Origin of the sequence: Methylocucumis oryzae, assembly GCF_000963695.1 — a bacterium.
In the GTDB taxonomy this organism is placed as follows: Bacteria; Pseudomonadota; Gammaproteobacteria; order Methylococcales; family Methylomonadaceae; genus Methylovulum; species Methylovulum oryzae.
This window is the reverse complement of sequence record NZ_LAJX01000199.1, coordinates 1-10,822: the sequence shown is the minus strand read 5'-3', so window position 1 is coordinate 10,822 and position 10,822 is coordinate 1. Positions and strand designations below refer to the sequence as shown.

The following is a 10,822-nucleotide window of genomic DNA, read 5'->3' as shown; positions in this document are numbered from 1 at the left end:
GGTATTCAGGTGCATATCGCCAAGGATGGCGTGTAGTAGAGCAACGCAGGAGCAGTTGCCGAGGACGCCGTAAATACATCCCTGTAGGCTTGTTGGCAGCATCCCTGCTGCCAACACCTGCACCCTAAACACCCTGTCCCTACTATAGTGTGTATTTGGTATGACTAAGCCTCCTGTCTTGTTAGGTTGCGGGATTTTACAAAAGGAAATCGAGTATTTAATTAAAAAAAATGCCTGGCCACTCAGCACAGATTTTTTAGCTGCGTCGCTACATGTTAATTTTGAAAAATTAGCCAGCGAGTTACAGCAAGGCTTGATTCGCCATCAAGACGAGGAGGTAATTGTCTTTTACGGCCATTGCCATCCTAAAATGGAGCACATCGTGGCGGTGAACTGCTGTCATCGCACACAAGCGCAAAACTGTGTAGAAATGTTGCTAGGCCCTGAGCTATTTAGCGAGTATTTAACTCAAGGTGCATTTTTTTTATTAGAAGATTGGGTACTTAATTGGGATAACGTGATTATCGAAACGTTTGGTAATAAACCCGATATTACGCGCGAGATTTTTCAACTCAGTCATCGTTATTTTTTAGGCTTACGCACGCCATGCTCAGGAGATTATACCGAAGCTGCTGAGAAAATTAGTGTCGCAATGGGATTACCCCTGCGTTGGTTAGAGGTCGATTTAGTGCAACTAGAATCGGTTTTAAAACGAGCTATTCAACATAACCAGTAATGCATCTCAGCAATGAATTTTGATAGCGTTTATTTAGGGTTGTTAATCACGGTATTTATGCTGCTGAGCTTGCTATTTTATCTGCCTGCTTATAAGCGGCGAGTAATAAAAGCTACCTTAGAACAAAATCCCTCACGCTTAGACGCGTTATTTGAGAACATGAGTAGCGGCGTTGCCGTGTTTAACGTGTTAGATAGTGGTCGTCAATTTCTGTTTACAGCCATTAACTTAGCTGCTGAACGCATCGACGCCCTCGATAGAGCAGAGGTTATTGGTAAAGACCTGTTGGATGTTCTGCCTAATTCGGCTGAATCCGGCTTGCTTCAAGCATTGCAACGTGTTTGGCAGACGGGTGTATTGGAAAAGCTCACGCTTTCGTACCGTGGCGATAATCACGTTACCAACTGGCGTGACTATAGCATTTACCCATTGCCCAATAATGAAATCGTCATCATTTATGACGATGTCAGCCAGCACAAACAAGCACAGCGTATTTTGCAAGAAAGTGAACTGCGTTTGCGCATTTTAGGTGACAATTTACCTGATAGTTATCTTTATGAATTTACTTATCAAAACGGTTTACCTCGTTTTCTGTATGTAAGTTCTGGGGTTGAAAATATCCATGGTGTAACGATTGCAGAGGTACTCGCTGATGCAATGGTGTTGCTAGCGCAAATTGCGCCCGAGCAACAGCAGGCTTATTTACAGATGGAAGAAGAAAGTAGACGGAATTTACAAGACTTTGAGATGGAATTGCATTTCCAACGACAAGATGGCGAATCACGTTGGCTTCGCGTCCGCTCACATCCCTATCAAAACTTAGACGGTCAGATTATTTGGGATGGGATTGCGATAGATATGACCGAGAAGCATTTGTTTGAATTAGAAATCAACCGCTTGGCACAAGCCGTAGAGCAAAGTCCCGTAGGTATTTTAATTACGGATTTACAAGGCGGTTTATTATTTTGTAATCAAGCTTATACGCGTATGAGTGGTTATCAGTTTGCTGATATGTATCGAAAATCACTGCGTGAACTCATTTCTGTTGAGTTAACAAGCGATGATTTTGCCCATATACAGGCTTATTTAAGCGCGGGTAAACCTTGGGTTGGTATTATTAAAAATCAGCGTAAACAAGGGGATTATTATTGGGAGCATATTAGTATTGCTCCAGTTTATGATGATAAAGGCAGTTTATGTAATTACCTGCAAGTGCGCCAAGATATTACAGAAACTAAACGTGCCGAGGAAGAACTTAGGCGCTACCACGAGCATTTAGAGGAGCAAGTGCAACAGCGAACGGCTGAGTTGATTTTAGCGCGTGATGCAGCTGAAGCTGCCAATCGTGCGAAAAGTGTTTTTTTAGCCAGTATGAGTCACGAGCTGCGTACACCGCTTAATGCTATCTTGGGATTTTCTAACTTAATGCGGCAAGACCCCAGTATATCGAGAACGCAGACTGAGAATTTAGATATTATCAACCGTAGTGGCGAGCATTTATTAACGCTGATTAATGATGTGTTAGATATGGCGAAAATTGAAGCGGGCCGATTGCAAATAGAGCATAAGGTTTTCGACTTAGGCGCTTTAGTTCGAGATGTTGTTGATATGATGCAAATTCGCGCGCAAGAAAAAAATTTAAAGCTTATATTAGACCAATCCTCAGCATTTCCCCGCTACATTAAAGGTGATGAAGCACGTTTACGCCAAGTGCTGATTAATTTAGTGGGCAATGCGGTTAAGTTTACTGATAACGGCGGTGTGACTGTGCGCTTAGGCGTTAAGGAAAATAGCGTGTCACATTTGCTTATCGAAGTTGAAGATACCGGTTGTGGCATTTCGGATATTGACCAGCAACGCATTTTTGAGCCTTTTGTGCAAGTTAATGAAGTGAGTAGTCATCAAGGCTCAGGATTGGGATTGACCATTACTCGTCAATTTGTGCAGTTAATGGGTGGCACGTTATCGATTAATAGCGTTGTGAATCAGGGTTCGTTGTTTTTAGTTAACTTACCGTTAGATGCAGCCAATATAAATGATATAAGTGCTATTCAACGCCAATGTGGCCGAGGTGATGTAGTCGGTTTAGCGCAAGGACAACCGATATATCGCGTATTAATTGTCGATGACCAACGCGAAAATCAGTTGTTAATGGAGAAACTCATGCAGGTTATCGGATTCCCGACTCAAACAGCGGATACAGGTGCTCAAGCTATTCAACGGTTTATTGATTGGAAACCTGATTTCATTTGGATCGATAGACGTATGCCGGTGATGGATGGGTTTGAAGCAGTAGCACAAATTCGCACGTTACCAGGTGGTGCGGATGTTAAAATTGTTGCGTTAACCGCTTCTGCGTTTAATGAGCAACGCGACGAATTACTTCAAGCGGGCATGGATGATTTTGTCCGAAAGCCTTATCGATTTAGCGATATTTATGACTGTTTAAATCGCTTATTAGGTGTTGAATTTGATTATCAACAGCCAGATTCCGCGCTTCATGCTAAGGTTGTCACTAAATTAACTTCAGATGATTTTGCTTTAGTGCCTAAAGAATTACGCCTAGCGCTCTATGACGCTGTAGAGAATTTGGATAGTGAGCAAATTACCGCGATTATTGCCGACATTAAATTAATCGATGAAAATTTAGCTAAAAAACTAGTTTATTTTGCTGGAAATTTCGATTATCCAGCCATTTTAAATGTGGTACAACCACTTATGGAATAACAATGGTTGCAAGAAGTTATATTCTCGCAGTTGACGATACGCCGGATTCTCTAAAGCTGCTGACGGATATTTTGAAAGACGAAGGCTATGAGGTTCGTTCAGCCATTAATGGCGAGCTGGCTATACATGCGGCCATGCGTAATCCGCCGGGCTTGGTGTTGCTTGATATTCGTATGCCTGGGATGGATGGTTTTGACGTTTGTCGTCAATTGAAAGCTTGCCCTGAAACAGCAGATATACCGGTTATTTTTGTTAGCGCCGTGTCCGAAACCGATGAAAAAGTACAAGGTTTTGCGATGGGGGCAGTGGATTTTGTCACGAAACCTTATCAACGCAGTGAGTTATTAGCGAGAGTACGCACGCATTTAGAGTTAACGCGGTTACGCAATTCATTAGAACAATTAGTCGAAGAGCGCAGCAATAAGCTATTGGAAAGCGAAAAGAAATTACGCACCAGTTTATTAGATTCGATTATGGCAATTGCCTCGATGGTAGAGATGCGTGACCCTTATACTGCAGGGCATCAACGCCGTGTTGCGCAAATTGCCGTAGCCATTGCTAAACAATTACAGTTACCCGATAACCAGATTGAAGGCATTCATTTAGCCGCTATCGTTCATGATGTTGGCAAAATTAAAGTACCGGCTGAAATTTTATGCAAGCCAGGTTCATTAACGGTGAACGAGTACAATTTGATTAAAGAACATCCGCAAACTGGCTATGATATTTTAAAATCGATTGATTACCCGTGGGCGATAGCTGATATTGTGCTACAACATCATGAACGGCTTAACGGTTCTGGCTACCCAAATGGTTTAATCGGAGACGAGATATTATTAGAAGCACAGATTATTGCAGTTGCTGATGTCGTCGAATCCATGATGTCGCATCGTCCTTATCGTGCAGGATTAGGACTGGATAGAGGTTTAGCCGAAATTACCAGCAAAAAAGATAGCTTTTTTAATAGTGATGTGGTTGATGTGTGTTTGAAATTATTCTTAGAGCAAGATTTCAAGACCAGTCAATAGTGCTTCATGTGTTGGCTATGCTCTTTATCCGGGATAGTGCCGAGTAGGGACAGGGCATTCAGAGCGCAGGACGCCGTAAATACATCCCTGTAGGCTTGGCGGCAGCATCCCTGCTGCCAACACCTGCGTTCTAAACGCCCTGTCCCTACTTAGGTTGGTAGCCATCGTGTTTAAACTTCGTCATGTCTGACTATTATGATGTACTCATCATAGGCCAAGGTTTAGCTGGAAGCCTTTTAGCCTATGAGCTAATCCAGCGACAAATAAGCGTTCTTGTTGTAGACAATGGCTTAGAGAATGCCTCGCAAATTGCAGCCGGGTTAATGAATCCGATAACCGGTATGCGCCTAGTGAAATCTCCTGAAACTGAGCGGATGTTAATAGAAGCCAGGCGTTACTATCAGCAATTAAGCGCTTTGTTTCAGCAGCCGTTTTATATTGAAAAACCGATGTGGCGAGTTTTTCAAACCCAACAAGAATATGGCTATGCTGTTAAACGGTTAAAGCAAGCGGATTATGGTCATTATTTAGGTCAATTGCATAGCGAAGCTGATAAGCCATGGTTTCATCATGCTTATGGGTTTATTGAGCAGCAGCAAACCGGTTATTTATTGACTAAAGCGTTGCTTACCGCATTAAAAGCGTTTTTTTATTGCGCACCAATGTTATCGGCAAACTCAGTTCGATTATGCCTCAGTCAGTTTTAATGAGTTTGTGTGTTGGCAAGATATACGCGCGAAGTGGTTAATAGCTTGCGAGGGTTACCAAGGTGTACACAACCCTTGGTTTGGTCAGCTACCGTTTCAACTAGCGAAAGGCGAAATTTTAAACGTTATCGACTAACGCGGCGTTGCCTGATGTGATGTTGAATTTTGGCTATTGGTTTATTCCATTAGGTGATGAAAGCTACCGGTTAGGTGCTACGTTTGAGCATCAAAACTTAGATAACATACCGACATTAAATGCCCGTCATGAGTTATTAACCGCATTGACCCAACGGTTGGGTGACTTTGCAAGTTTTTGCGTTACTGCACAACAGGCTAATGTCAGACCTACAACGTTAGACAAACAACCGTTTATCGGCTTTCACCCGCAGCAGTCTAAGCTTGCTATTTTTAATGGCTTTGGCGCGAAAGGCAGTTTAACATTGCCGTTTTACTGCAAACGTTTTGCTGACGTTTTATTAAACCAGGCGAGTTTGCCGGGTGTTGTTGATATTGCTAGATTTGCTTACCCACTCAAGATGGGACACTTTTAATTTTAGCCCGTAAAGCTAAACCGTCATTCCGGCAGGGATTGCCGGAATCCAGCCGCCATGGATGGCAAAGTTTCAAACACATCCATGTGGCTTAGCAACGCCGGAGCAGTTGACGAGCCGAGAATGACGTTGTTCCCATTTTAGTTGTCCCGTCTTAAACGGGTAGCCCTAGGATTTTATGACACGCATTTCTATTGTTAGTGCAGCACATGAGTTTATTGCTGCGCACTTAACTCACGGCGATATTGCGATTGACGCCACGGTGGGTAATGGTTTTGATAGTCAATTTTTGCTCAATCAAGTCACGCTAAAAGGCAAAGTCTATGGTTTTGAATTCAGCCAGAGGCCATTACAGCGACGCAAATAACCACGCATCAGCCAGATAATCTAAAGCTTTTTTGTGCTTGTCATAGTGAAATGCCGCGTTTTATTCCAGTATCAGAGCACGGTTTGATTAAAGCTGTGATGTTTAACTTAGGTTATTTACCGGGTGGCGATAAAGCCAAAATTACCCGAAGCGAAACCACGCTAGCAGCTCTTGAGCAGGTATTAAACGTTTTGCTTGCACCTAAAGGCGTTGTTTCCATTATTGTTTACCCAGGCCATGCCGGTGGTTTTCGCGAAGCCGACGCAGTAAAAACTTGGTGCTTAGCGTTGTCGGCTCAGCGTTATCATGTTAGTTGTTTAAGCTCTGATCCAACCAATCCTGCAGCGCCTAGCTTATTGATGATTCAGGTGTAATTGAATAAGGTCACTGTATGTTTGAGTGCTGGATCTGCGGTCAATAAAAACACACCCCAGATCATTATGGGGTTGGGTCTAACAATTCACGTAACAGCTCTGGATGTTTTGCGACAATTTTTAGTAATGTTTCAGCTGCACCAGAGGGATGCCGACGTCCCTGTTCCCATTGTTGTAATGTACGGGATGAAATATGCAATGCTTTTGCAAACTGGGTTTGGGATAAGCCACATTTTACTCGCGCAGCCACTATTTCGTTAGGTTCGATGGTATACACAGCACCATGGCGGCCTGATTTAACATCTTGGATGGCGGCAAGAAGTTCCTCACCAATGTTTCTTTTGGCATCGCGTTCCAACAACGTTGTTTCGTTAAGCATGTCCCATTTCCTCGGCAATTTGTTTGAGTAGGTGGGCTGGAATATTCTCTTTTGCACTTTTGGCATAAATAACCAGCAAAACCAATGCGCCGCTTTCAAGGCGGGCAGTATAAATGACTCTTACACCCCACGTTTTCCAGAGCCATAACGTGACCAACGGATTTTCCGGCAGCCACCTGAACCTGGAACAACATCCCCCGCTTCTGGATTTGCAGCAAGAAAAGCCGTGAATTTGGAATGTTCTTCTTCCGGCCAGTATTCAGGCCAGAGCGTTGTGAACAAAGGGGATTCGATAATAGCCAGCATTTTTGAATCATACGCCAATGAAGTATAAATCGCAAATGTGCAACTGGACTGTCTAGCGTTAGGTGATTAACACAACTCCAATCAAGTTAAACCAGCTAGTTTGAGCCTAGAAAGTGATAGATCAAAGCCCATGAAAAATACCACTACCAAGCTAATTTTAGCAGTTGTTTTTGTTTTTATAATGCGCTATGTTTGAATGCTTTAACAGTATCTATCAGCGAATCTGCCTCAGTGTGCGCCAACGGCGGATTTTTGGCGAAAAAATACCTTATATTCATACATCTTACGAGTTAGATTGATTTATTAAAACCACTGTTATGATAGAATTTTGATGTTTTCTGAATTTCTAACTCCTTTTATACTTATATCATCTTTATAGAGACTTACATAACCTGGAGTTAAGTCATGGCTACATATATAGGCAATCAAGAAAGTAACTTATTAATCGGTTCAACTGATGGCGACAAGCTGTTTGGTTTTGCTGGCAACGATACTATCTATGGTTACGCAGGTAATGATTGGTTATTCGGTGGTTTAGGAAAAGATATGCTAATTGGTGGATTAGGGAATGATCGATACATTGTTGATGACACGAGAGATAAAGTCATTGAACTAGAGGGTCATGGGTTAGATTCGGTAAAAGCAAGTGTAAGCTATCGATTGTCTTACCGAGTTGAAAATCTTACCTTAACTGGCTCCGAAGCCATTAATGGTAGCGGTAATATTATGGCAAATACTTTAGTGGGTAACGCTAATGCGAACATACTAAGCGGCCACGAAGGTAACGATAGTTTATTAGGCGGTGATGGCAATGATCAGCTAGAGGGTGGGTTAGGTAAAGATTGGCTAGATGGTGGTCTTGGCATGGACAGGCTGCTAGGAGGAGTTGCTAATGATTTATACATCGTCGACAACCCAAGAGATAAAGTCATTGAGCTAACTGATGAAGGTATCGATACGATCAAATCATCAGTTCATTTTAAGCTAAGTAATAATATAGAAAATTTAGTGCTTATTGGCTCAGAAATGGTTAATGGTTATGGCAATACATTAAACAACTCATTGACTGGTAATGCCTTACCTAACGTACTCGCCGGAGATGATGGCGACGACAGCTTAGACGGAGGAGCGGGTGCTGATAGGCTTGTGGGAGGAAGGGGGCAAGACACATATAGGGTGGATAACACTAATGATGTTGTTATTGAAAAATATAAACTACATCGAGAAAGGGACACTGTTATTGCCTCAATTAGCTACACGCTAGGCGATAATGTAGAAAATTTAACGCTTACCGGTGCGTCTGCTATTGATGGCATGGGCAATTACTTAACTAATGTCATTCTTGGTAATTCGTCTGCTAATCACATAAACGGCGGTATAAACGGTCATAGTTTCGGCTATGATTGGCTTCATGGTTATGGTGGCAACGATGTAATAACGGGAGTAGGTTATTTGTATGGGGGGGACGGTAGCGACATGTTAGAAGGGGCTGGTTACTTTTACGCAGGTGCCGGCAATGATTTAATGACGCTTAGTCGCATTAATTATAGTTTTGTCAACGGAGGCAAAGGCTATGATGAACTAACCTTAACAGGCCCTAATCAAGACATTGATTTTTCTGAGCTTAAAATCCAAGGGGTTGAAGTTATTAAATGCTTAGGTAATGCCAATAGTTTTAGGTTAACTGCGCAAGACGTTCTTGCTATGAATATTAAAGATAATCTCTTAACTTTAAATAACTCTCCTAACGATTTGCTATTACTAAAAGAAAATTGGATTGACAACGGCGTTAATCGTGACGGTTATCGGGTTTTAACCCGAGATGAAGTGAGTGTTCAGGTCAATCCAGATACCGTTATCGCGACATCTTATTTTCTGTTAAATACCGAAACAGCAACCACTGTTGATGATTTTTTTTCGCCGAACGTCGTTAATTATGTAGTTATCGATTTCGGCGGCCAGCACTATAGCACCATAAAAAGTCAATTACCTGTAATAGACTTAAGCGGTTTTGGTTTGGAAGATGTTTTACTTGTCCATAGAAGAGATGGGGCTGTGATAAAAGCCGTTCCCAGTTATCATTATACATACTCACATAGAGCGAGTTATATCCTACAATCTACCGTCCTTATTAGTCGACCAAGCTCTTATTTTGAAATGGGCTTTGACCGAGTGTCTTGGAAAACCGGTGCAAGTACCGCCAAATTGGTATCTGCCATTGGTAGTAGTGCTTTTAGTGAACATGCAAGCGTTAGCAGTTTATCGATTATAGGACTGCCTATTGGTTTGCCGGACAACCATTTTATTTTTGTTTAGCGATTTACATGTAACTGTGAGGGGTTGGGCAAATAACATGGGTCAGAGTAGTTAGCTTCAGCACACCCCAAACAAACAATAGTTTTTTCATACAGCGTACCTAACATCCCTAGCCCTGTTTCGATAACCCAGTCCGGATGGTTGGGACTGACTTGCTCAGCCAGTTGTCGCAATAGGGTTTGAGCCTCTTGTGCCGGGTATTGCTGCATTAACTCCAACAACGCATAGGTCAATGCGTTAATTTCTAAAAAATGTACGTCATCCTCTGGATTACGGTACGCAATTAAAAAACGTCGGCTCGGCAGGTGGTGTACTGGGTAAATAACCTGGTGCGATTTTATGAACAGGGTATAAATACGCTAAGGGCCAAGCTAAGGGCGATACGTTTAACACTTGCTCAGATAATGTTAACCCGGTCGGGTTAGGCGCTAACGGCGTTTCGTCAATCATCAGTGCTGTTTCAACCCATTCATAATGCGCGAGTTCTAACAGAAACGGATAATCCTGTGCTTGTGTGCCGCGTTCGTTTTGTAAAAAGCTAAGAAATTCTTCGGCAATCTCAGAAAAATACGGCGTTGTGCTGTGGTGATGGGCAAAAAAGTCTTGTACTAGCGCCGTCCATTGCGACTCATCATGAATTTTACGCAAGACGGGAAAATTACTGGCAAGAAAGTTATCGATGTTATTAAACAATAATTCTCGATAGAGATTAACCCGAGTGGAATCTACATCGTTAGGGGCAGGATTTAGCTCAGGGTCTCGAAGGTACGAGACAAATTCTTGCTGTTTTAATTTGAAATCGACCGCCATAGTGTTAGGCCGATTGTTGTGCATGATGATTACGCCATGCGTTTTGTATGGTGTTAATGGTTTCGACTTCGCGGATTAATTCATCGAACGCTGGAATATTAAAATCGCGCTCTAATAGCGTTGGAAACACACCAAATAATTCATAGGCTTTACCTAGCAGTTTCCAGACGGGATCAATGACTTCCGCACCGTGAGTATCCACTAGGAAATTTTCTGCCTCGACATAATGTCCGGCGATATGGGCATAGGCAATGCGTTTTGCTGGCATGGTGCGTAAAAACGCTTCCGCATCGTAGCCATGATTAACGCTATTGACATAGATGTTATTAATATCGAGTAACACGTCGCAATCGGCTTCTGCGACTACCGCATTAAAAAAATCGCTTTCGGACATTTCTTGGCCTGGCGCGGCGTAGTATGACACGTTTTCCAGTGCCATTTTTTGCTCTAACAACTCTTGTACGCGTTTAATACGGCTTGCAACGTGATGTACCGCTTCTTCGGTAAACGGTATCGGTAAT

The 10,822-nt window shown here is 42.5% G+C and carries 13 protein-coding genes; 8 read left to right on the top strand and 5 right to left on the bottom strand.

From position 1 onward, the window contains the following. Positions 1 to 160 precede the first annotated feature (160 nt). From VZ94_RS16865 to VZ94_RS23545, 7 genes are all read left to right on the top strand, one after another. The gene (locus VZ94_RS16865; protein ID WP_045780111.1) at positions 161 to 736 is read left to right on the top strand and encodes a DUF1638 domain-containing protein; all 576 of its coding nucleotides are present in this window, start codon (positions 161 to 163) and stop codon (positions 734 to 736) included. A 12-nt stretch (positions 737 to 748) separates the two neighbouring features. Beyond that, on the top strand, positions 749 to 3,463 hold the full coding sequence (locus VZ94_RS23555; RefSeq protein WP_052700677.1) for a PAS domain-containing hybrid sensor histidine kinase/response regulator: 2,715 nt from the start codon (positions 749 to 751) through the stop codon (positions 3,461 to 3,463). A gap of 2 nt (positions 3,464 to 3,465) precedes the next feature. Next, positions 3,466 to 4,491: an HD-GYP domain-containing protein gene (locus VZ94_RS16855; RefSeq protein WP_045780110.1), complete on the top strand. Its 1,026-nt coding sequence runs from the start codon at positions 3,466 to 3,468 to the stop codon at positions 4,489 to 4,491. 182 nt (positions 4,492 to 4,673) lie between these two features. Continuing rightward, positions 4,674 to 5,198: an FAD-dependent oxidoreductase gene (locus VZ94_RS29495; protein ID WP_239650027.1), complete on the top strand. Its 525-nt coding sequence runs from the start codon at positions 4,674 to 4,676 to the stop codon at positions 5,196 to 5,198. A 155-nt stretch (positions 5,199 to 5,353) separates the two neighbouring features. After that, positions 5,354 to 5,749: an FAD-dependent oxidoreductase gene (locus VZ94_RS29490; protein ID WP_239650029.1), complete on the top strand. Its 396-nt coding sequence runs from the start codon at positions 5,354 to 5,356 to the stop codon at positions 5,747 to 5,749. A gap of 178 nt (positions 5,750 to 5,927) precedes the next feature. Next, positions 5,928 to 6,116 carry a hypothetical protein gene (locus VZ94_RS23550; protein WP_052700676.1) on the top strand — a complete coding sequence of 63 codons (189 nt, stop codon included), beginning with the start codon at positions 5,928 to 5,930 and terminating at the stop codon, positions 6,114 to 6,116. Continuing rightward, on the top strand, positions 6,083 to 6,490 hold the full coding sequence (locus VZ94_RS23545; protein WP_082081761.1) for an MnmM family RNA methyltransferase: 408 nt from the start codon (positions 6,083 to 6,085) through the stop codon (positions 6,488 to 6,490). Before VZ94_RS23550 ends, VZ94_RS23545 begins: the two co-directional genes overlap by 34 nt. 64 nt (positions 6,491 to 6,554) lie before the next feature. On the opposite strand, the gene VZ94_RS16840 is transcribed toward VZ94_RS23545, so the two are convergent. Next, positions 6,555 to 6,968: a helix-turn-helix domain-containing protein gene (locus VZ94_RS16840; RefSeq protein WP_239650026.1), complete on the bottom strand. Its 414-nt coding sequence runs from the start codon at positions 6,966 to 6,968 to the stop codon at positions 6,555 to 6,557. A 21-nt stretch (positions 6,969 to 6,989) separates the two neighbouring features. Further along, complete coding sequence (locus VZ94_RS29485) at positions 6,990 to 7,151, bottom strand: hypothetical protein (RefSeq protein ID WP_239650025.1); 162 nt, start codon at positions 7,149 to 7,151, stop codon at positions 6,990 to 6,992. A gap of 429 nt (positions 7,152 to 7,580) precedes the next feature. Between VZ94_RS29485 and VZ94_RS16830 the strand changes: the two genes are divergently transcribed. Next, a complete protein-coding gene (locus tag VZ94_RS16830) occupies positions 7,581 to 9,491 on the top strand; it encodes a calcium-binding protein (protein WP_045780108.1) in 1,911 nt (636 codons plus the stop codon). Here the strand turns inward: VZ94_RS16830 and VZ94_RS29480 are convergent. The 3 genes from VZ94_RS29480 to VZ94_RS16820 form a co-directional block, all read right to left on the bottom strand. Then, on the bottom strand, positions 9,488 to 9,733 hold the full coding sequence (locus VZ94_RS29480; RefSeq protein ID WP_439097749.1) for an HvfC family peptide modification chaperone: 246 nt from the start codon (positions 9,731 to 9,733) through the stop codon (positions 9,488 to 9,490). The two genes, VZ94_RS16830 and VZ94_RS29480, sit on opposite strands and share 4 nt — an antisense overlap. A gap of 28 nt (positions 9,734 to 9,761) precedes the next feature. Beyond that, positions 9,762 to 10,325 carry an HvfC family RiPP maturation protein gene (locus tag VZ94_RS16825; RefSeq protein WP_239650023.1) on the bottom strand — a complete coding sequence of 188 codons (564 nt, stop codon included), beginning with the start codon at positions 10,323 to 10,325 and terminating at the stop codon, positions 9,762 to 9,764. After that, positions 10,306 to 10,822 (bottom strand): MbnB/TglH/ChrH family RiPP precursor modification enzyme (locus VZ94_RS16820; RefSeq protein WP_045780107.1); only part of this gene is annotated, 517 nt, incomplete at its 5' end. The genes VZ94_RS16820 and VZ94_RS16825, both read right to left, overlap by 20 nt.

Excerpts from the sequence above, each read along its gene's own strand:
- VZ94_RS16825 (WP_239650023.1), bottom strand. The coding sequence starts at position 10,325 with ATGCACAACAATCGGCCTAACACTATGGCGGTCGATTTCAAATTAAAA.
- VZ94_RS16855 (WP_045780110.1), top strand. The coding sequence starts at position 3,466 with ATGGTTGCAAGAAGTTATATTCTCGCAGTTGACGATACGCCGGATTCT.
- VZ94_RS23550 (WP_052700676.1), top strand. The coding sequence starts at position 5,928 with ATGACACGCATTTCTATTGTTAGTGCAGCACATGAGTTTATTGCTGCG.
- VZ94_RS23555 (WP_052700677.1), top strand. The coding sequence starts at position 749 with ATGAATTTTGATAGCGTTTATTTAGGGTTGTTAATCACGGTATTTATG.
- VZ94_RS29490 (WP_239650029.1), top strand. The coding sequence starts at position 5,354 with ATGTTGAATTTTGGCTATTGGTTTATTCCATTAGGTGATGAAAGCTAC.
- VZ94_RS29495 (WP_239650027.1), top strand. The coding sequence starts at position 4,674 with ATGTCTGACTATTATGATGTACTCATCATAGGCCAAGGTTTAGCTGGA.
- VZ94_RS16865 (WP_045780111.1), top strand. The coding sequence starts at position 161 with ATGACTAAGCCTCCTGTCTTGTTAGGTTGCGGGATTTTACAAAAGGAA.
- VZ94_RS16830 (WP_045780108.1), top strand. The coding sequence starts at position 7,581 with ATGGCTACATATATAGGCAATCAAGAAAGTAACTTATTAATCGGTTCA.